Origin of the sequence: Falsiroseomonas sp., assembly GCF_030695085.1 — a bacterium.
Classification (GTDB): domain Bacteria; phylum Pseudomonadota; class Alphaproteobacteria; order Acetobacterales; family Acetobacteraceae; genus Falsiroseomonas.
In genome coordinates this window covers 28,941-47,392 of the sequence record NZ_JAUYTS010000161.1, presented here as the reverse complement: position 1 = coordinate 47,392, position 18,452 = coordinate 28,941, and the positions used below count along the sequence as shown (strand labels likewise).

The following is an 18,452-nucleotide window of genomic DNA, read 5'->3' as shown; positions in this document are numbered from 1 at the left end:
GGTCAGCCGCGCCTTTCGCCTGCGCGTCGGCGCCGCGCGCGGCCGGCTCGGCCTGACCGCGACGCTGACCGATGTGACGGAGGCGGAGCGCCTGGCGGAAGCCGAGGCGGCGCTGACGCGCGACCTCGCGGACCAGCACCGCAAGCTGCAGACCGCCTATCTGCAACTGGAAAACGGCGCCGTCCGCATGCAGCTTGTGGCGCGGCGCGTGCGGCTGGCTCGCCTCGGCGCGGGCGCCGGCGTGGCGCTGCTGCTGCTGGCCACCGGCGCCTATGCCTGGCTGCCGGCGCCAAGCTGGACCGCGGCCGCACCGGCACAATCCGGCGCGCCGAGCATCACGCTGGTGCCGCAGCCCATCACCTCCCGCATCGCCGTGGTCGGCATGCTGGATGCGGGGTCGCTGGTCAGCGTGGTCGGGCCGTTCGACGGGTTGGTGCAGGAAAGGCTGTTCCAGTATGGCGGCCAGGTGGAACGCGGCCAGCCCCTGCTGCGGCTGAACCTGGGCGAGGTGGAGGTGCGGCTGCGCGAGGCCCGCAGCGCGCAGATCCGCGCCCGCCAGCGCGTGGCGGAACTGCGGAGCTGGGAAACCGGCTTCGAAGTGGCGCGCGCCCGGCGCACCCTGGCGCAGGCCCGCCTTGAGGCCACAGACCTCACCACCCGCGTGGCGCAGACCCGCATGCTGCTGTCGCGCGGCATCATCGCGGCCGATGAACACCGCGCCCTGGTGCAGCAGCAGCGGAACCAGCAATTGCAGGTGCAGTCGGCGGAGAATGATCTGGAGGCGACGCTGGCGCGCGGCGATGCGGAGACGCTGCGGATCGCCGAACTCGAACTCGCCAATGCCGAGGCGAAGGTGCAGGAGCTGGAGACGGACCTCGCCAACGCCACCGTCCTCGCCCCCGTCGCCGGCGTGGTGCTGATGCCGCCCGAGGCCCAGGGCGGCCGACGGCCGGAAACGGTGGAGGCCGGATCGCGCGTGCAGCGCGGCCAGACCATGTTCACCATCGGCGCGCTGGAGACTTTTCGGGTGCGCGCCACCGTGGATGAGATCGATGTCAACAAGGTGCGGGTCGGCCAGCGGGTGACGGTGACAGGCGATGCCTTCGGTGACCTGGTGCTGGAGGGCCGCGTCATAAGCGTGGCGGCCCAGGCTGGCGGCGAATCCGCCGCGCGGCAGGGAATGCCGAGCTTCCCGGTCTCGGTGGCGGTGGAGGGGCTGTCGCCGGACCAGCGCCGGCAACTGGCCGTCGGCATGTCCGCCAGCCTGTCCATCGTCACCTATGACAATCCGGCTGCCCTGGTGCTGCCGCCCTACGCCGTGCGGGACCATGGCGGCGGCAGCCGCATGGTGCGGGTGCGCCGCAACGGGGCGGAGGCGATGGTGCCCGTGGTGCTCGGTATCAGCACGCCGGAGGGTGTGGAGATCCGCAGCGGCCTGGCGGCCGGGGATGTGGTGCTGCCCTGACTGCATCCGCCCGCCGGGCGGTGGACTACATCCGCCCGCCGGGCGGTGGACTACATTCGCCCGCCGGGCGGTGGACTACATCGCCCGCTTGGCGCGCCAGTTGGTCGCACGCTCGAAGGCATGGCCGGCGCGCAGCACCAGGGCATCCGCGAAGGGCCGGCCGATGATCTGGGCGCCGACCGGCAGCCCACCGACCCCGAAGCCGGTGCAGACGGCCAGCGCCGGCTGGCCGGTCAGGTTGAAGGGCATGGTCAGGCCGGGCGATTCCAGCCCGGCGAATTTCGGCACCTGATCGATCGGCGGCGCTTCCGACACCTGCGCCGCCGTGACCAGCAGATCCACATCTTCCATGGCGGCGGCGACCTGCTGGCAGAGCTGCCGGCGGCGGCGCTGCGCCTGGAGGTAGTCCGCCGCCGAGACCAGCGCGGCCAGCGCCAGCCTTTCCCGCAGGATCTCGCCGTATTCGTTGAAGCGGGCGCGCAGCCAGGGCTCATGCACCGCATGCGCCTCCGACATCAGGATCAGCCAGCCGGCGAAGTGGAAATCCGTCAGCGGCGGCAGCGTGACCTCCGAGACCACGGCGCCCTCGGCGCGCAGCACATCGGCCAGGTGGTCCACACCGGCGCGGACGGCGGGGCTGGCGGTGATGTCCCGCTCATGGAAGTGGCGAATCACACCGATCCGCAGCCCCTTCACGCCGCCCTCCAGCCCGCCGAGCAGGTCCGGCGCCGGGCGATCGGCGGAGGAAGGGTCGGCGGGATCATGGCCGGCCATCGGCTGCAGCAGCAGCGCGCAATCCTCCACGGTCCAGGCGATCGGGCCGGTGGTGTCCAGGCTATGCGCCAGCGGCAGCACGCCGGCGCGGGAGCACAGTCCATAGGTCGGCTTGATGCCGGCCAGGCCGCACAGCCCGGCTGGGCCGCGGATCGACCCGCCCGTGTCGCTGCCGGTGCCGCCCAGCACGATTCCCGCCGCGACCGCCGCGCCCGTGCCGGTGGAGGACCCGCCGGTGAAGCGGCTGGTGTCCCAGGGGTTGCGGGCGGGTGGCCAGGGCAGGTCGAAGCTCGGCCCGCCCCAGGCGAATTCATGCGTCGCGGTCTTGCCGATGGTGACCGCCCCGGCTTCCGCCCAGGCGCGCACCACCGCGGCGTCCTGCGCCGGGACATGGTGTTCCAGGATGCGGGAATGGCCGGTGGTGGGGATGCCGGCGGTCTCGTAGATGTCCTTGTGTCCGATCGGGATGCCGTCCAGCGGACCCTTCAGCGTGCCGGCCATCTGCCGTTCCTCCGCCGCGCGGGCCTGCTGGCGGGCGAGGTCCGGGGTCAGGCGGATGAAGGCGTGCAGTTCCGGGTTCAGCCGCGCCGCGCGGGCCAGCGCGGTCTCCGCCAGTTCGACCGGGGAGACCTGCTTTGCCGCGATCAGCCGGGCGGCGGCGGCCAGGCCCAAGGGCAGTTCGTTCATGGCCGGAACACCGTGGCCGGCTCCAGCGCCACCTGGTCCTGCGGGCGCAGGCGTTCGTTGGCGGCGGTGAGGTAGCGGGAGGCATCGAGGATGCTGGCCCGCTGCGCCGGGGTCAGCACCAGCCCGGCGCGGGCGATCATCGCATCGAACAGCGGCTCGGGCATCGGCTCCGGCATGCGGGCGGTTCCTTTCACGGTTGCGCCGATCATGCGCTTTATGCGGCGCCTGTCATCCCACCCCCTCGCGGCGGCGGCGGAGGGTGTGGTATTTGCGCCTTGGCGTCTCCGTAGCTCAGCCGGATAGAGCACCAGATTCCTAATCTGGGGGCCGTGGGTTCGAATCCCGCCGGGGACACCAGATTTCCCCTCCAAGTCGCTGAAATCATTGGGTCTCATATGGGCCAATAAAGTCCGATAAGGCCCAGAACACACCCCGAACAGCCCGTTGGCGTGGTAGCCCTGTGGTAGCCGGACCCGGAAGCGCGTAATCTGCGCTGGTCTCGGGAGGGTGCGGCATGCGGATCGGCAAGCGGACCATGGAGGACCTGACCAAGCGCTGGGCTGCCGGCGCCGGAAATGACGGGCCTGTGCCGCGCGACACCATCTGGGATGAAGACCTGCCCGGCTTCGGCGTCCGCCGCCAGAAGGTGGTAGCCCGCGCCGCATCCTTCGTCCTGAAATACCGGGTGAAGGGCGACAAGCGGCAGCGCTTCGTCACCCTGGGCGAGTGGCCCGCGGTCCACCCCGACGCAGCGCGCGACGCCGCGCAGGCCATCAAGCAGGCGGCAGCCCTCGGCCGGGACCTGCTGGCCGAGCGGCAGCGGGAGGCGGATGAAGCGGCCCGGGCGGAGGAAGAGCGCCGCCGCGCCGCCATCCCGCTGCCCGACCTGCTCGACGCCTGGCGCGCCAGCGTAGAAGCATCCATCGCCCGCAAGGCGCAGGCGGGACAGAGCTCGGCTTATGAGCGAGAGATGCTGCGGCTCGAGGCCAAGCACGTCCGCCCCTTCCTGGCCGGGGACACCGTGGGCGCCTTCGACCCGGATCGGCTGCAGGTGCTGATCGACCGCACCTCCGGCCGCTCCGCCGCCTACCAGCTCCGCAACGTGTTCTCCCGCATCGCCCGCTTCGCCCGCGCCTGGCTGCTGGAACGCGGCATCAAGGCCAACTGGATTCGGGTCTACGAGATCCCGCAGGAGAAGGTGACGCCGCGGGACCACCGCTACACCATGGTCGAGGCGGCACAGATCTGGATCGCCGCCGGTGCCCTCGGCCGGCGCGGGGCGCTGGTGCGCTTCATGCTGCTGACCGCCTGCCGCCGGTCGGAGGCCCAGCGCCTGCGGCATGAGCATCTGCACCTGGATGACCTGGTGCTTGGGCCGCACTGGGAAATGGAGGCCGGCATGGTGAAGCACCGCCGGATGACCCGGGTGCCCCTCACCTCCCCCGGCGTGGCGCTGCTGCGCTGGCTGCCACCGCGGGAGACGCGGCGCTCAGGCGAGGCCGATCTGGTTTTCGCCGGCCGCGGCAACCGCCCGATCGGCAACTGGACGGACATACGCCGGGCGCTGCTGGCCGGGTCTCGGATCGAAGAGGGCACGCTGCACGACATCCGTCGCACTGTCGTCTCCACCCTGGCCGACCATGGGTGGGAACCGGCGGTGGTCGACCGGCTGCTGAACCACGCCGCCTCCGCCACCATGCCGGGGGTGATGCGGGTCTACCAGCGGTCGGAGCAGTGGGAACAGAAGCGCGCCGCGCTGGTAGCCTGGATGGACCTGCTGATGGATGAGGTTGGAAAGCTGCAAGGGCGGCCGGTGGACCGGGACACCTGGGGCTTCGACCAGCCCTTCGCCGAGGCGCGCATCAAGCGCCTGGGCGCCAAGCGGAAGCCGGCGAAGCGGCGCGGTCAGGCCGCCCGCGGTGGCCGTCTCCCCTCGCCGGCCGGCTTGATCGACGCCGTAAGCCAGGCCTCCAGATCCTCCGGCGCGTAGAGCGCGAACTTGCCCATGCGGTGGTGGCGCGGTCCGTTGCCGGCCGCCGCCGCCTTGCGGAGGTAGTCCGCCGTGACGTGCCGCAGGCCACGGCGCTGCGCCCATTCAGCGGCCGCGGCGCGGTCAAGCCATTGCGGTGTGGCGGCCTCACTCGACATCGGGTGCATCCTCCGCCTCGCCAACCATGGCCCGGTAGCAAACAGCGGCCCGATCCTCCATGGGGGCGACGCATAGCCACGCCTCTGTTCCGGCAACCTCCATTTCCACGCTCGGATTAATCGGTACCACCGCGAAGCCGGCGGCGCGCAACTCGGCCAAGTAAGCTTTGCGGGCTTGTCCAGGCGGAGAAAAAGCCGCCGCCCGCGCCGCCGAATCCATAGCGCGATCGCGGGCTGACCTCGTGGGTGGCGCGGAGGTCGTGCAGATAGCGGTGGCCGACGGCACGAACAGCCTCTCGTTCCGCACTCGGGCGTCGTTGTGCTTCGCGTTATGCGCAGTCAGCGCGGTCGCATAGGCGAGAAGCCCCTCTTTCGTCACGGAAAAGTGCGTCTCGCCATCGATCCACTCCATGGTGGCCCACCCCTGGTCAACCAGATACCTCATTCGGGTATGCAGCCGCCTGTCATCCTCTCGCGAGACACGAACGCGGTCGCCTTTGCGTTCCAGCCACCTTGCCCAGAGGGCTTTGCCGTAGCTTGGCTCCTGGTTCATGCTGCCATCGCCTCCGCTTCCACCGGCGCCGCGCCGCGGCGATGCAGGTAGCGCTGCACCAGTGCCGCAAGCCGACTCTCATCATTCGCGACTGGCTGCAGGTCCAGCGCCGGGTCGATCACCTGGTGTGCCTCGCTGGCCTTGAGGCCGAGCATCTCCATGATAGGCGGATCGCTGCCTTCATCCGCGACCAGGAACAGCGCGGTCACCGGCTGCGTCTGCCCCTCCCGGTCCAGGCGCTCGATGCACTGGTGGTGCACGCCCGGCGACCAGTCGAGCTCGCCGAAGACCATGGTGCTGCACCGGGCCTGCAACCCGTCCAGCCCGGCGGCGGAGCGCAGCGACATGATCAGCAGATCCGTCTGGCCGGCCAGGAAGGCCTCCTTCGCCGAGTTCTTCTGCGTGGCCGATTCGCTGCCCGTGTACATGGCCGGCTTCAGGTCCTTCAGCCGGTCCAGCCAGATGTCGTAAACCGCGCGGTGCCAGCCCATCAGCACCACCGGCTCCCCGCTTTCCACCAGGATCCGGACCACGTCCGCGACGTGCCGCGCCTTGGCCACGCCGGTCGCCTGGCGGACCATGATGTCCAATTCCCGCGCCGCGTTGCCCCGTTCCACGAAGGCGCCGGTGGTGGCGCGGATGGCGAGCTGGCGGGCCAGCGCCTCGATCGACCGCACCTCGCCCTCGTCATAGCCGACCGTGTCGACGATGCGGTTCACCGCCGGCAGTTCCTTCCCGACCTCGCCCTTGGTTCGCCGTAGGAAGGCGTATTGCTCCCGCAGGTAGGTGCCCAGCGCCTTCGGGCTCAGCAGGCGGCCGCGGTCGCTCAGGTACTCGCGCCGGAAGTCCGCCCAGTCCCCCAGGACCTCCGGGTTGATGAAGCGCATGATCTGGAAGATCTCGGCGCCGTAGTTGTAGATCGGCGTCGCGGTCAGCCCGAGGCGCCAGGCGGCGTGCTGGCTCGCGACCTCGGCGGCCTTGCCCTTGGCGGTATCTGTGCCGCCGCGCAGCTCCTGCGGCTCGTCATAGATCACGGTCTTGAACATGCCGGTGGCGAAGACCTCTGCCCAGCCGGCGAGCTGGCTGTAGCGGAACACATAGATGTCCGCCGGCGGCAGGCTGTAGGGGATGGTCTTCTTGATGGCGTGCACCCGCAGGGTGGTGAACTGCTCGACCACATGCCGCCACTGCTTCTGGATGTGCACCTGACAGACGATGGCCGCCGGCAGCCGGCCGTCGCCGAGGCAGAAGCCGGCGGCGGTGAATGTCTTTCCGAGGCCGCACTCGTCGCCCAGCAGCAGGCCCTTGCTGCGCGCCGCGATCTCGATCGCCTGCGCCTGATAGCCGCGGATGGCCTGGCCCGGCCGAAGCCCGACATAGCCGGACGGCCGGTAGCTCGGCAGCAGGATGCGCTCCATCTCCGCCTGGGTCGCGAAGAAGGACCGTTGGCCGCGCTCCATGGCGGCCGCATCGGCCGGGGAGACGGCCAGCGGGTAGCGCTCCATGAACCAGCGCAGGTCCGCGTCCGTCGCCTCATCCCTCCGCAGCGTGAAGGGTCCGGCGCTGCCCTTCGGCACCCGCGGGAACACCGCCTTCAAGCGGATCGAGACGTGCGGCTCGAGATCGCTGATCTCCCACGCGCCGGCAGCGTTCAGGCGCAGGCGGCCATAGGTGCGGGGCGGGGCGAATAGTTCGCCGGCGATGGCTTCCATCACAACCAGGCCCTCCCGAGGCTGATGAAGTAGAGCGGCTTGCCTGCGATCTCCGAAGGCAGGGCGACCGAGGTGTTGGACACCAGCATCAGCGCCAGCACCCGGTCATGCTCCGCGTACCGGCTGAGCTGGCGCCAGATGTCCATCTTCCCGGCGCGCAGCTTCACCTCGATTGCCAAGCCGGCGGCGTCCAGGAAGAAGTCGGGCCGGTCGCGGCGGGACAGCGGCACCTCCCGCCTGAACTCGATCCCGGCGGACGTCAGCGCCTCACCGATCTGACGCTGCGCTTCCTTCTCGTCCGACAGATCGATGCGCGCCTTGGCGATCGCGCCGCGGGCGGCGGCGATGGTGGCGAGCGCCGTCATGGCCCACATCTCAACGCGCGCAGCATCTCCACCAGTCCGCGCCGCGGCGCCTTCACGCCCTTCTTGGCAAGCTCTTCCAGCGTCAGGTGGATTCTGTTGGCGACCAGCTTCGCGCCGGCGGCGCGCGCCATCCCTTCGGCTCGCTCTGAGCCGCTTGCGCTGTCGGCTGCCTCGTAGAGATCATCTACGGCATCCATTGCGGTGCGGTGGGCGATCTGCATGCCGCGCGCAGCAAGTCTCGCATCGCCTGGGGGAAGGCTCCCGATGCTTGATACGCGAATGGATGCCGCGCGGAGCGCTGCCTCCGACTTCACCGAAGGCCAAGGGCGCCGATCAGCCATGGTGCGCCACCTCCCGATACTCCACCCCCGCCTCCGCCAGCAGCCCTCGGGCAACGGCAAGGTCTGCATGCCAGCGGGACGGCACCGCCTTCTGCGGCCGCGACACGACGGTGGTGATGCCGGCCTGGATCACATGCACCGTGCAGCGGGTGCAGGGCGGGCCACCCCAGATCGCGCCGGTGTCGTCGGTGGCGGCCAGGTACAAGGTGCAGCCATCCAGCGGCACGCCAACGCGCGCTGCCTGGACGATGGCGTTGCACTCCGCGTGCACGATCAGGCTGAGCTTCGTCTCCCGATCGTTCAGCCGCTCCGGGCTATCGCAGATCAGGCGCGGGAAGCCATTGAAGCCGGCCGAGCGCAGCTCCCGCCGCGGCCCGACGATGACGGAGCCGACCTTCGTGTTCGGATCCTTGCTCATGGCCGCATGTGCGGCGGCCAGGCCGAGGAAGTGGTTGTCCCATCGCGAGGTCATGCGCCAAGCTCCCCGGCAGGCGCCGCTGGCGGCGAGGCGGCAGAGATCGCGGCTCGGAGCAGCGCGTTCTGCAATTGCCACACGCTCGGAACCTGGGACGGGTTCGCCTCGGCTGCGTAGGCGTCGGAGACATCGAGCTGCCCCCGCAGCGCCGCCAGCTCGCCGGCCATCACGGAGTTCGCGGTGCGCAGCGTGTCGCGCTCGTGCTGAACCAGACCGATGCGGTCGGATGCGTCTCGCAGCGCCCGCGCCAGCACCAGGTGCCCCTTGCGTTGCGCCTTCTCCGCCTCATCAAGCAGGGCAGCTATCGTCATGTCGGTCATGCCGCTTTCCCCTCGAATTGCGCTGCCGCCTGTTCATCCCGCAGCGCGGCCGCGACATCGATCGCGCGCTGCTGATCCCAGATGAATCGCCGTTGCAGGCCGGCCGCACAACCATCCTTGCGGGCCATCATCCTGCGCGCCTCCGTCAGGTCGGCCGGCACCAGCCCGGCCAGCGGATCGTTCGCGTCCAGCGTCCGGATCGGCTGCCCCTGCGGGCCGGTGGCGGCACGCAGCGCCCACTCGGCCTGGTTCAGCGTATCCAGCACCGCCTGCATGCCCCGCGTCTCGGCCTCGGCCTTCGCCTGGGTCATCTTCCCGGCGGCGACCCACCGGGGATAGACGCGCTGGCGCATCGCGATCTCGCGCTGGACCGCCGCGATCTGGTCGCTCAGCGGCACGGGGAGCTCGGCAAGGAGATCACTGGGCATCGACGTTCCTCCGCTCGACGGTAAAGGTCACGGCGACCACGAAGGGGTTGGCTTTCCAGGCGTCGGCGCCGTGGATGCTGTTCCACAAGTCGCCGAACCAATCGCGCGGATTGGGTCCGCTTGCCATGTTCGGGAAGGGGCAGCCCTCTTCCATTGCATCGCCGCGGCTGATGGCGTGCAGCCGCTGGACCCGCACATCGGTGACAGTGAGCGTCATCCGCGAAGCCCAACGCGGCATGTGAATGGATGGGCGCTGCGTTCCCCAGGCCCGCGCGCCATCGTCGGTGACGAACCAGATCGGCGCATCGCGCGGCAGGTCGCGCGGCGCATCGCCGTCGTGGATGCAACTGGTCCACCAGTTCTCCCGCACCCACAGCCGCATGCCGGTCCGGTACCGGACCTCCTGCCGCTTGATGACGCGGCCCAGCGCTATGCGCGGCCAGGGCTCGTCGTCACAAGGTTCCAGGGCCACCTCGCACGGCACCCCGGGAGCCACGTCGAACAGCTTCGGCTGCGGCTTGATCACCCGCCGCGTCTGCGTCTTCCTGCCTTCCAGCAGCGCGCGGATCATCGGCTCCGAGAAGATGATGGGCCTATCAACCGGCATCATGTGGCCTCCCGGATTGCGGTGATCACGTCCCGCGCCATCGGCGGCGGCACGGCATTGCCCAGCATCTGGATCGCGGGGCGAATCTGCGCCGGCAGGCGATAGCCGGCGGGGAAGCCCATGGCCGCCTTCGTCTCGTCCACGGACAGCATTCGCATGCGGTCGCCATCCACGATGGCCCATCGCGCCAGGGTGGTGATGGTGCCGATCGGCCGGGTCAGGCTGCGCCCGGTCAGGCCGCTGCCGCTGCCGTAGTAGGGGATCAGGAAGCGGTCACCGAAGCGGGCCCGCCCCCGAGCGATCCGTGCCAGCGTGGCCGGCGCGCGCCGTGTCGTGGCAACGGGAGACCATGCTCCGGCGCCGAGATCCAGCACGGCCGCGATAGGCCGGTGCTGCTGCATGCGCAGCGGCAGGCGGAAGGGCGCGCGGCTGCGGGTGCCGATGAGGATCAGCCTCTCCCGGTGCTGCGGCACGCCATGGTCAGCGGCATCCAGCACATGGGCGGACAGGGTGTAGCCCATCGCCGCCATCGCCTCCCGCCATGCCGCGAAGAGCAGCCAGGACCGGAACTCCGGAACATTCTCCACAACGATCACGGCCGGCCGGTGGTACTCAGCCGCGGAGACAACAGCCCAGGCGGTGCTCCGGCTGGCGTCATGCGATGGGGTGTTCTTGCCGCGAGCCCGGGTGTGCCCCTGGCAGCAGGGCGAGGCCAGCAGCAGGTCATGGGCCGGTACGCGCCGCCAGTCCGCCTGGTGCAGGTCCTGGCAGCTATGCTCGGTGGCCGGGTGGTTGGCGGCATGCGTCTGCACCGCGGCCTGCCAGTGGTTGGCAGCCCAGACCACCGTGGCGCCTGCCTGGGTGGCGCCCTCGGTGAAGCCGCCGGCGCCGGCAAACAGGTCGATAGCGCGCATCAGGCGGCCTCGCCCGCGACGGCCGGCTCGCGATAGGCGATGCGGTGATCCGGCCCGAGGTAGGCATCGAAGGCCGCGACGGCCTCCGGGACGTCCGGGTGGCCGCCCATGGTCGTGATGCCGCTATCGCGCTGGCTGAAGCTCAGCATCAGGCCGCGTGTGCCGTAGGGCGAGATGCTCATGCGAATGCGCGCGGCGTGGCAGGCCAGGACCAGCAGCGTCAGGCCGCGGCTATCGAAGGTGGAGAGGTGGCCGTAGCTCAGCGGCACATGCATGTGCTCAAAGCGCGCACCCGCCGTGCCCCACACCACCCGATCCCAGGCGATCGGCGCATTGTAGATGCCGCCGAGCGACAAGCCGATGATGTTCATGACGCGCGCCTGGAACGGCGAAAGCCTCTCTGGCATCGCACCCCAGCCGACGGCGTTGCCATCCCGGTCGCGTCGCGGCTTCGCGCCCATGCTTTTGGCGGCCGCGCCGTTCGCCTCAGCCCACCCGGCGTGGTCGTACTGCGCGTAGCTCATGCCGCGCTTCCTCCCACCGCGAAACTGCCGGTCCACGGCACCATCGGCACGTCGTACCCCAGGCGGCTCGGGTGGCGCGGCAGGCCGGCGGCGGTGGTGCCGAGGCAGAGAAGGTCCACCCCTTTCCCCCGCAGAATCGCCTCCACCTTCGCCGCCTGTGCGCGATGCCGCGGATGCGGGTCCCCACCCGGGGCGAACAGCACGGGCGCGTCGATGTTCTCGATCAGCGCGTTGCGGATCGTGAACATGTTCTTCGCCTCCTCCGCCACATCCTCGCCCGCCGCCCAAAGGTCCGCAGGGTCGGTCGCGACGCGGGGGAACATGTTCAGCATGACCAGGCCACCCAGCCCGGCCCGGTGCGCGCGACGGGCGCAGCGCAGCGCGGTCGGGTCCGTGCGCTGGTGGCTGGCTTTCGACGGATTCTGCCCCACCACCAGCAGCGGCTGCACGCCAGACCGCCACCAGTAGTCCAGCCGGTACCGAAAATGGCCGCAGGGGCTGAAGTCGTCGGTGGCCAGCCGCACCTCCGGTGCGCCGGCGCCGAGCATGCCGCGCACGGCCGGCGCGACCGTCGAAATCAGGTCCGTCACGATGTCCGAGCCTCATCCGCGGCGCGACCCGGGATCCGCAGGCGCGGCACGCCAGCGGCATCCATCAGCGCGCGGAGTTGCACATCCAGGTCCATCAGGTCGCCGCGTTCGGCGGCGCGCCGGACCGCCTCGGCCAGGTCGCGCATATCCTCCGGGCCATCGATGGATGGTGCAAGCGCGATCCCGCGCCTCGCGCATTCCTGGCGCAGCACATCGTCCCCGACATCTTCCAAGACGTCGTCCAGTTCGACGCGAACCCACTCCTCGACATGCACCGTGATGCTGCCGTAACCCCGCTTCCTTCCCATCATCAACGCCCCTTCATCGGCATGAGGGCGCCGAGGTTGCGCTGGCCCCTGATCTCGACCGGGCCATCCGGATCGACATTCGGCCGCATCTCGAGCCCGCCCGGCATCGCCTGGCAGATGTCCGCCACGTAGCGCAGTTGCGCGCAGAAACCCGCCGCGCCCTCCGGCGCTTGCCATTCGGCCGCGTCGCCCGGCACCTTCACCAGCACCGTCCGGCCGGGTTCCCGATCGTCCTTCAGGTCGATGTGCAGCACCCCGCCGCTCGGCCGGAACCACGCTGGCTGGCTGTGTGGCCGGCCGGCGGTCAGCGCGCCCAGCATCGCCGCGAGGAATTCGGGCCGGCGCACCACCAGCGGTGATCGCAGCACCTCCGCCTTCGGCAGCACCCTCCGCCACTCCGGAAACGTCCCGTCGATCGTCTTCGCGGCGATGCGCCAGAAGCAGGCGTTGATCACCACGCGGTTCCGCTCCGGCGTGAAGGACAGGTCGATCGGCCAGTCGCCCTGCACCTGCGGCAGCATTTCCCGCAGGAAGCGGCACAGCTTTGTCGGCACGATCATGTTCGGCAGCGGCACCGGGCCTCGCAGGACCGGCAGTTGCGTGCTCATCAGCCGATGGCCATCCGTCGCCACCAGCAGCAGCTCCTGCCCCTCGGCCGAGAAGCAGATGCCATTCAGGTAGTAGCGGGTCTCCTCGGTGGAGATGCAGTGCCAGACCGCTTCCATCAGCGCGACCAGATCGCGCGCGGCGATCTGGATGGTGGCGGTGACATCTTCCGCTGCCGCCTCGATGAAGGTCGCCCACTCCTCCTCCGGCACCGCATCCTCCTCGATGCGAAGCGGGCCGCAGGTCACCACCACCCGCGCATCTTCCTGCGTTACCGTGACCATGTCGTCCGGCGGCGCGGCGCAGAGCATGGTGCGGAGGGATTTGCCGCCATCCAGCAGTACCGCGCCCGGGGCGACAACATTGCCCTTCACCGGCAAGGTCAGCGCAATATCCAGATCGGTGGCGTCCAGCCGGATGCCATCCTGATCCGCGCGCAGCAGCACCATGCCGAGCACGGGAATCGTGTTCCGTTTCTCCGTCACCCGCCCGGTGGTGATCAGGGCCTGCGCCAGGATGCCGGCGGTCGTCTTGATGGAAAGCGTCATGGCGCAGAGGCCTCCGCGAACAGTGTCAACAGGATGGTCGCGGCCAGCGCGGTGGCGCCGGCGGCGAGGGCCAGGCCCGGCAGGCAATGCGCCAGCAGGGTGGTGCGGGTTCGGCTCATGCCGCCTCCCCCAGGCCGGATGCGATCTCGGCGAGTTGGTCGCGCAGCCACTTCGGCTTCCGGGAAAGGCCCGACAGGCGCAGGATCGCGGCCTGTGCCGCGCGGCGCGCCCGGGCTGCCTCCGGCACCACGCTGCCAACCGGCGCGGCCGCGCCCGGCTTTTCGCCGCAGGCCAGCGCCATCACGCGGCGGCAGCGAACCACCGCGGGCCAGCGCTCCGGCAGCTCGGCCAGCGGCACCTCCGCCGCCTCGGCCAGCGCCATCATCCGCGCGATCTCCCCGACATCCTCCACCCAGGGGAGGCCGCGTGCGGCGATCCGCGCGGCGGCATCCTCGACCGTGACCTTGCCGTGCCAGCCAGCCAGGTGCTTGCCGATGCTGGCGTAGGCGAAGACCATGGGGCCGCGGTCCGCGTCGGTGCCCGGCGTGCGGATGACCTTCTGCCCGGTGCGGGTCTCGATCTCCGTCCAGACATCCCGCGCGTGCATCTCGGCCGATTGGATCAGGGGGTGGTCCAGCACCTGGCCAAGGCAATGGGCCAGGCCGAAGCGCAGCACGCGCAGCCGCACGGCGCCGCCGGCCACCTGCACCAGATCGCTGGCCTCCCAATCCAGCGGCAGGCCGAGCAAGGCGGCATGTACCACCGAGGCCGCCACACCCTCCGCATCGCGGTCGAACAGCCACGGCGCCCGATGCTCGGCCCGGCGCTCGAAATCGCGCAGGAACGCCTCCGGGTGCGGCCGGTCCGGCAGGGCGTCGGTGGCGCCGGCCAGGGCGGCGCGCACGGCGCGCATCACATCCTTGCGGTTGCGGGATGGCGTGGCGCGGGTGGTTGGGGTGAACAGCATCACAGGCGCCTCGCCATGCTGACGCCATCGCTGATGGACATCATGCCGCCGCGGCTACCGACCGGCGCCGGCGCGGGACCTCCGTCATGCGTAGGCCGGATGAAGGTCACGCCATGGCGGCGCATGTGCTCCGCGACCAGCGCGTTCAACTCCTCCTCCGACTGCCGCACGGCTGCTGTCATGCGGCGCTGGTGGTTCTGGATGCGCCGGCTTTCATCCCGCCTGGCCTGCTGCACCGGATGGAGGAACTTGCCCCTTCCGCTCAGGCCAAGGCTGCCCGTGGTGGCCGGCTTCGGCACGCGCTTCACGCCATCGGCGTAGAGCATCGGCACCCACGGCGTGACCATCTCCGTGCCGATGATCCGGAAGCGGAACTCGGGCGGAGACACCTCCCGCACCTCGCGCTCGATGGTCCGCACCAGCAGCCGCGTCGTCACCCGCCTGGTGCGATCCTCCGGAATGCCCGCGGCGCGCACGAATTCACGTAACGACACAACCCTCGTTCCGCTGGCGATGGCGCTCCGCAGCGCGCCCAGCACCAACCCATCCTCCTCCGCCACCAGAACTTGCAGGGGCGTGGGTGACGGCCAGGCGGTCCATTCCAGGCTGTCCGCCACGCGGTGGCGGCTCGGCCCGGCGGTGCCGCGCTGGCGTTCGCCGATCAGGGCGCCTGCGGCGATCATGGCATCCACATCATCCATCGTGGCGCCAGCTTGGCGGCCGGTGGCGCGGGCGACATCGATGCGGTTGACCAGCGGCCGGCCTTCCTTGGCCGCTTTCTGTACCGCCGCGGCGATAGCGTGCCAGGACGGCGGCCAGGCTGCGCGATCCGGCGCGCTCATGGCCCGGCATCCTGCTGCACGGCGAGGCACCAGACGCGGTTGCCACCAGCCACCTTGCGAGCGGTGAACTTGCGAGAGGCCGACGCCTTGTTGATGTAGTGGACCGCGCTGTGAACCAGCTTGCGCTCGATTTCCGCTGGAAAGGTGACCGCGTCGCCCGGCTCCATAGCTCGCAGCGTGGCGGAGACCTCGGACCTTGGCCGCCCCCGGGTCTCAGCAGGCGGCGGCGCGCCGCGCTCGATCGGGAATGCCGCGCTCATGCTGCCACCTGCAGCGTCTCGGGCGGCGGGTCGCCGGCCATCGCCGCCATCACCTTGGCCAGGCGCAGCCGGCCGTCCGCGCTGATGTCCAGGAAAACCACCCGCAGGTCCTTCGGATTAAACCGCCGGCGCAGGAAGCCGCGCTTCTCCAGCGCATCCGCCGCGCGCGTCACCGCCGGCTTATGTGTCTCCATGTGCCCGGCCATCGCCGCGACGGTCCGCAGCTTCTCATCCGGCCCAGCCGATAGGGCCAGCACCGCGATCTGCCGCAGGGTCAGGTGCCCGGCATCGCACAGCAGCCGCGCCTCCCGCAGCCGCCGCACCAGCAGCGCCTCCGATACCCCGGTGCTCATGCTGCAATGCTCCCGGCGTGCCGGCCGAATATCCGCTGGACCTGCTGCAACACCGGTGCCGCGGCATCATCCAGCGCCAGCGCATCCAGCAGCATCCGCTCCCCGATCCGGTTGGCGCGGTCGCTCGCGCCCGGCGCCGCGCCTGGACCGCCAAGGGATTCGGCCAGGGCGAAGCATTCGTAGGCGCGGGTGATCATCGCGCGGCGGGCGGTGGCCAGGCAGGCCGGAGCCGGGGGCGGCGCCGGTGGCGGCGGCAGCACGTCGAGCACCGCCCGCGCCTCCTCCGGCCACAGGAACACCTGCTGCCGACCATCCAGGATCGCCACCCGCAGGCGGGTCGGCGCCGCAAAGACCGAGTGGTGCGCGGCCGCAGCGCGCAGCGCGGCGGACAGGATGGTGCGGTCGATATGCCCGCCACCGCTGCTGGTCGCGATGAAGTCCAGCATCGCGCGGTGGGTTTCGCAGAAGGGCAAGGCGCCATCGGCGCGAAGCCCGGGGATCATTCCGTCAGCCATGATGGGGTTCCTCCACGAATCGACAGTCGAGTTGCGGGTTCGCGCGCATCCGGGTCAGCTGATAGGCTGCGACTCGCTCGCGCGGATGGGCGGCGAACACGTCCCGCGCGACCTCTCGGCCGGTGAAGACGTCCGTCCAGATCAGGATGATGCGCGGCGTCATGCCGGCACCTCGATCGGCGCCAGGCCATCGGCCTGCGCCAGCACGCGCTCGATCGACCGGGCCAGCGTGGCGTTCCGCTCCGCCTTCACAGGATCCGGCTTGGCGCGGTGGTGGTGCTCATATTCGCGGAACGTCGCAGCGGCCCGGCGCAGCTCTGCCAGCATGATCGGCGCCGTCGCCATGATGCGGGCATAGACCTGCGCCTGCCGCGCCACCGCGCTGCAGTCGCGTTCCTCGCTCCCCAGGATTGCCGGCGGGCCGAAGACCATGGCGATGCGGTAGGATGTGCCGGCGAGGTAGATGGCAGCGCCATCGGCCTCCCAACGCTCGGTGTCCGGCAGGCCGTCCGCCTGGGTAGGGGCGACCGCGCTCATGCTGCAGCCCGCCCGACCAGTGCGCCGACGATCAGCGCCACGCCGCAGGCGAAGATCAGGACGAACACCGCGGCGCTGTCGCGATCCTTATCCGTCAGGTCCCACAGGAAACGGAACTCCATGTGGCCAAGGCAGGCGCAGGCCGCCGCGACGGTGGCGGCGAAGGCGACAAGGCCGCTGCCCAGGCCGAGCAGGAACGCGCTCATGCCGCACCGCCGCGCTTGCCGGCGATCAGGTCCACCACATTCTGGATGGTGGCGCAGGCCTCGGCCTCGTCGTCGCTGATCTCGAGGCCGAACTCCTCCTCCAGCGCCATGACCAGCTCGATCTGATCGAGGCTGTCCGCGCCGAGCTCATCGAGAAGGGACGCCTCCGGCTTCACCTGCGCCGGTTCCACGCCGAGGTGGTCCACCACCAGCTGCGTCACGCGGGCCAGGGTGTCGTCAGGGACGGATGGGGTCGCTGCGGCGCTCATGCGGCGCCCGCCCGGCGCTGCGCTGCGCGCAGGCGGCCCATCGGTGCCACCAGGGCGGCGGCCAGGGCGGCGTGGTCGCGGTGCGGCGTATCCCACGCCTCGATCAGATCAGCGGCGGCGCTGGACAGGTCCAGGCACAGGCGGCCGGCGCGAGTGAGGGTCAGTGGCTCCGGCGGGCCATAGCCGGGCGGCGCGCTGGTGGCGGGAAGGGCGGGCTGTGGCCTCGTCGTCGGCATCTGCGGCATCCCTGCTTGGGTGCCGCAACTATTATGCGTTATGCGTAAAAATGAAAAGCGGAATTTTACGCACTCTGCGTATTATCTCTTGGGCGGATCGCCCGCCAGCGTCGCGCCGAGCCCAAGCCACTGCTCCGCCTTGTCATCATCCAGCCGCTCAGCGATCCCGCTGGCCTTGATCATGCGGTCGATCTTAGGACCAGCATCCTCCGGCGCCATCATCAGCGCCGCTGGATGGACGCCATAGAATGCGGCCAACTTAACAAGATCGTCCGTTCCCACCTCACGGCTCCCATTTTCCCACCCTGAGAGCGTAGATAGCGCGTTCCCTGTATGTTCTGCAAGTTTTTCGAGGGTTAGATTCCTAGACTTACGCCATGCGGTGAGATGACGCTGAAGGCGCTTGGCCTCCGGCGATAGTGGGTTCTTACGGCCGCTCATGCCGGCAGGGTCGTCCCTTGGCGCGGTGGGCGGAACGCCGGAAGCGCGTAATTCCCTCTTGCGCATAATTCTGCACTCTGCGTAAACTCCCTGCATGACGCTCTCCGAATACCGCGCCCGCGAGGGGCTCACGCTGATGCAGCTCTCCGAGCGGATCGGCCTGCCGATCTCGACGCTGCACGCCTATCTGTCTGGCACCCGCAAGGCGGAGCCGGAGAAGTGCCGGCAGATCAGCGCAGCCACCGGGGGCGCTGTTACGCCTGCCGACCTGCGGCCGGACCTTGTTGATCTGTTTGCCACACAGCCCGCCCAGGTCGACCCCACTGCGGCAGACGCGGTTCAGCACGCCAACGACCAGGCGGGGCTGCGCGGCGAGTCAGGTCCAGCGACGCCGCTGCGCCATCGCCGGCCGGTGGTGGCAGCATGATCGAGCACCTGTCCACTGACCGTGCTGGTCATGA

At 70.2% G+C, this 18,452-nt stretch carries 30 protein-coding genes and 1 tRNA gene; 4 read left to right on the top strand and 27 right to left on the bottom strand.

The genetic code is table 11. The annotated features are described in order from the left end of the window. Nucleotides 1-1,465 (top strand): efflux RND transporter periplasmic adaptor subunit (locus Q8S40_RS18180; protein ID WP_305671507.1); only part of this gene is annotated, 1,465 nt, incomplete at its 5' end. A gap of 75 nt (nucleotides 1,466-1,540) precedes the next feature. Here Q8S40_RS18180 and Q8S40_RS18175 read toward each other — a convergent pair. Both Q8S40_RS18175 and Q8S40_RS18170 read right to left on the bottom strand, forming a co-directional pair. Further along, nucleotides 1,541-2,926: an amidase gene (locus Q8S40_RS18175; RefSeq protein WP_305671506.1), complete on the bottom strand. Its 1,386-nt coding sequence runs from the start codon at nucleotides 2,924-2,926 to the stop codon at nucleotides 1,541-1,543. Further along, the gene (locus Q8S40_RS18170) at nucleotides 2,923-3,135 is read right to left on the bottom strand and encodes a hypothetical protein (protein WP_305671505.1); all 213 of its coding nucleotides are present in this window, start codon (nucleotides 3,133-3,135) and stop codon (nucleotides 2,923-2,925) included. Before Q8S40_RS18170 ends, Q8S40_RS18175 begins: the two co-directional genes overlap by 4 nt. Before the next feature lie 71 nt (nucleotides 3,136-3,206). Here Q8S40_RS18170 and Q8S40_RS18165 point away from each other — a divergent pair. Continuing rightward, nucleotides 3,207-3,283 (top strand) — tRNA-Arg (locus Q8S40_RS18165). Between the two features lie 157 nt (nucleotides 3,284-3,440). Next, nucleotides 3,441-4,916: a site-specific integrase gene (locus Q8S40_RS18160; RefSeq protein ID WP_305671504.1), complete on the top strand. Its 1,476-nt coding sequence runs from the start codon at nucleotides 3,441-3,443 to the stop codon at nucleotides 4,914-4,916. Between the two features lie 147 nt (nucleotides 4,917-5,063). Here the strand turns inward: Q8S40_RS18160 and Q8S40_RS18155 are convergent, their stop codons facing one another. The 25 genes from Q8S40_RS18155 to Q8S40_RS18035 form a co-directional block, all read right to left on the bottom strand. Further along, the gene (locus tag Q8S40_RS18155; protein ID WP_305671503.1) at nucleotides 5,064-5,627 is read right to left on the bottom strand and encodes a hypothetical protein; all 564 of its coding nucleotides are present in this window, start codon (nucleotides 5,625-5,627) and stop codon (nucleotides 5,064-5,066) included. Continuing rightward, nucleotides 5,624-7,339: a DEAD/DEAH box helicase gene (locus Q8S40_RS18150; RefSeq protein WP_305671502.1), complete on the bottom strand. Its 1,716-nt coding sequence runs from the start codon at nucleotides 7,337-7,339 to the stop codon at nucleotides 5,624-5,626. The genes Q8S40_RS18155 and Q8S40_RS18150 overlap by 4 nt, the downstream gene beginning before the upstream one ends. After that, entirely contained in the window at nucleotides 7,339-7,704 is a 366-nt protein-coding gene (locus Q8S40_RS18145) for a hypothetical protein (RefSeq protein ID WP_305671501.1), read from the bottom strand. The genes Q8S40_RS18150 and Q8S40_RS18145 overlap by 1 nt, the downstream gene beginning before the upstream one ends. Further along, nucleotides 7,701-7,925: a hypothetical protein gene (locus Q8S40_RS18140; protein WP_305671500.1), complete on the bottom strand. Its 225-nt coding sequence runs from the start codon at nucleotides 7,923-7,925 to the stop codon at nucleotides 7,701-7,703. Before Q8S40_RS18140 ends, Q8S40_RS18145 begins: the two co-directional genes overlap by 4 nt. A gap of 112 nt (nucleotides 7,926-8,037) precedes the next feature. Beyond that, the gene (locus Q8S40_RS18135) at nucleotides 8,038-8,517 is read right to left on the bottom strand and encodes a deaminase (protein WP_305671499.1); all 480 of its coding nucleotides are present in this window, start codon (nucleotides 8,515-8,517) and stop codon (nucleotides 8,038-8,040) included. Then, nucleotides 8,514-8,840: a hypothetical protein gene (locus Q8S40_RS18130; RefSeq protein WP_305671498.1), complete on the bottom strand. Its 327-nt coding sequence runs from the start codon at nucleotides 8,838-8,840 to the stop codon at nucleotides 8,514-8,516. The genes Q8S40_RS18135 and Q8S40_RS18130 overlap by 4 nt, the downstream gene beginning before the upstream one ends. Then, a complete protein-coding gene (locus tag Q8S40_RS18125; protein ID WP_305671497.1) occupies nucleotides 8,837-9,268 on the bottom strand; it encodes a hypothetical protein in 432 nt (143 codons plus the stop codon). The genes Q8S40_RS18130 and Q8S40_RS18125 overlap by 4 nt, the downstream gene beginning before the upstream one ends. Beyond that, complete coding sequence (locus Q8S40_RS18120) at nucleotides 9,258-9,839, bottom strand: hypothetical protein (protein ID WP_305671496.1); 582 nt, start codon at nucleotides 9,837-9,839, stop codon at nucleotides 9,258-9,260. The genes Q8S40_RS18125 and Q8S40_RS18120 overlap by 11 nt, the downstream gene beginning before the upstream one ends. A 35-nt stretch (nucleotides 9,840-9,874) precedes the next feature. Next, entirely contained in the window at nucleotides 9,875-10,789 is a 915-nt protein-coding gene (locus Q8S40_RS18115; RefSeq protein ID WP_305671495.1) for a DNA cytosine methyltransferase, read from the bottom strand. After that, a complete protein-coding gene (locus tag Q8S40_RS18110; RefSeq protein ID WP_305671494.1) occupies nucleotides 10,789-11,313 on the bottom strand; it encodes a hypothetical protein in 525 nt (174 codons plus the stop codon). Before Q8S40_RS18110 ends, Q8S40_RS18115 begins: the two co-directional genes overlap by 1 nt. Then, nucleotides 11,310-11,903 carry a DUF1643 domain-containing protein gene (locus Q8S40_RS18105; protein WP_305671493.1) on the bottom strand — a complete coding sequence of 198 codons (594 nt, stop codon included), beginning with the start codon at nucleotides 11,901-11,903 and terminating at the stop codon, nucleotides 11,310-11,312. The genes Q8S40_RS18110 and Q8S40_RS18105 overlap by 4 nt, the downstream gene beginning before the upstream one ends. Continuing rightward, nucleotides 11,900-12,178 (bottom strand): hypothetical protein, encoded by a 279-nt coding sequence (locus Q8S40_RS18100; protein ID WP_305671492.1) that lies wholly within the window; start codon nucleotides 12,176-12,178, stop codon nucleotides 11,900-11,902. Before Q8S40_RS18100 ends, Q8S40_RS18105 begins: the two co-directional genes overlap by 4 nt. A 35-nt stretch (nucleotides 12,179-12,213) precedes the next feature. Further along, nucleotides 12,214-13,365: a DNA polymerase III subunit beta gene (locus Q8S40_RS18095; protein ID WP_305671491.1), complete on the bottom strand. Its 1,152-nt coding sequence runs from the start codon at nucleotides 13,363-13,365 to the stop codon at nucleotides 12,214-12,216. Next, nucleotides 13,362-13,484, bottom strand: a complete 123-nt coding sequence (locus Q8S40_RS18090) for a hypothetical protein (RefSeq protein WP_305671490.1) — start codon at nucleotides 13,482-13,484, stop codon at nucleotides 13,362-13,364. Before Q8S40_RS18090 ends, Q8S40_RS18095 begins: the two co-directional genes overlap by 4 nt. Next, nucleotides 13,481-14,332 (bottom strand): hypothetical protein, encoded by an 852-nt coding sequence (locus Q8S40_RS18085; protein WP_305671489.1) that lies wholly within the window; start codon nucleotides 14,330-14,332, stop codon nucleotides 13,481-13,483. The genes Q8S40_RS18090 and Q8S40_RS18085 overlap by 4 nt, the downstream gene beginning before the upstream one ends. Beyond that, nucleotides 14,332-15,174, bottom strand: coding sequence for a hypothetical protein (locus Q8S40_RS18080; RefSeq protein ID WP_305671488.1), 843 nt, complete (start codon nucleotides 15,172-15,174; stop codon nucleotides 14,332-14,334). The genes Q8S40_RS18085 and Q8S40_RS18080 overlap by 1 nt, the downstream gene beginning before the upstream one ends. Then, nucleotides 15,171-15,434 (bottom strand): hypothetical protein, encoded by a 264-nt coding sequence (locus Q8S40_RS18075; RefSeq protein WP_305671487.1) that lies wholly within the window; start codon nucleotides 15,432-15,434, stop codon nucleotides 15,171-15,173. Before Q8S40_RS18075 ends, Q8S40_RS18080 begins: the two co-directional genes overlap by 4 nt. Continuing rightward, nucleotides 15,431-15,787 (bottom strand): MarR family transcriptional regulator, encoded by a 357-nt coding sequence (locus tag Q8S40_RS18070; protein ID WP_305671486.1) that lies wholly within the window; start codon nucleotides 15,785-15,787, stop codon nucleotides 15,431-15,433. The genes Q8S40_RS18075 and Q8S40_RS18070 overlap by 4 nt, the downstream gene beginning before the upstream one ends. After that, the gene (locus Q8S40_RS18065; protein WP_305671485.1) at nucleotides 15,784-16,302 is read right to left on the bottom strand and encodes a hypothetical protein; all 519 of its coding nucleotides are present in this window, start codon (nucleotides 16,300-16,302) and stop codon (nucleotides 15,784-15,786) included. The genes Q8S40_RS18070 and Q8S40_RS18065 overlap by 4 nt, the downstream gene beginning before the upstream one ends. Further along, a complete protein-coding gene (locus Q8S40_RS18060; RefSeq protein WP_305671484.1) occupies nucleotides 16,295-16,465 on the bottom strand; it encodes a hypothetical protein in 171 nt (56 codons plus the stop codon). Before Q8S40_RS18060 ends, Q8S40_RS18065 begins: the two co-directional genes overlap by 8 nt. Continuing rightward, entirely contained in the window at nucleotides 16,462-16,839 is a 378-nt protein-coding gene (locus tag Q8S40_RS18055) for a hypothetical protein (protein WP_305671483.1), read from the bottom strand. The genes Q8S40_RS18060 and Q8S40_RS18055 overlap by 4 nt, the downstream gene beginning before the upstream one ends. Further along, entirely contained in the window at nucleotides 16,836-17,045 is a 210-nt protein-coding gene (locus Q8S40_RS18050; RefSeq protein ID WP_305671482.1) for a hypothetical protein, read from the bottom strand. The genes Q8S40_RS18055 and Q8S40_RS18050 overlap by 4 nt, the downstream gene beginning before the upstream one ends. After that, nucleotides 17,042-17,314, bottom strand: coding sequence for an acyl carrier protein (locus Q8S40_RS18045; protein ID WP_305671481.1), 273 nt, complete (start codon nucleotides 17,312-17,314; stop codon nucleotides 17,042-17,044). The genes Q8S40_RS18050 and Q8S40_RS18045 overlap by 4 nt, the downstream gene beginning before the upstream one ends. Then, a complete protein-coding gene (locus tag Q8S40_RS18040) occupies nucleotides 17,311-17,550 on the bottom strand; it encodes a hypothetical protein (RefSeq protein WP_305671480.1) in 240 nt (79 codons plus the stop codon). Before Q8S40_RS18040 ends, Q8S40_RS18045 begins: the two co-directional genes overlap by 4 nt. Before the next feature lie 81 nt (nucleotides 17,551-17,631). Beyond that, entirely contained in the window at nucleotides 17,632-17,991 is a 360-nt protein-coding gene (locus tag Q8S40_RS18035; RefSeq protein ID WP_305671479.1) for a helix-turn-helix domain-containing protein, read from the bottom strand. Between the two features lie 94 nt (nucleotides 17,992-18,085). Here Q8S40_RS18035 and Q8S40_RS18030 point away from each other — a divergent pair, with 94 nt between their 5' ends. Continuing rightward, the gene (locus tag Q8S40_RS18030) at nucleotides 18,086-18,418 is read left to right on the top strand and encodes a helix-turn-helix domain-containing protein (RefSeq protein WP_305671478.1); all 333 of its coding nucleotides are present in this window, start codon (nucleotides 18,086-18,088) and stop codon (nucleotides 18,416-18,418) included. The last annotated feature ends 34 nt before the right edge of the window (nucleotides 18,419-18,452 follow it).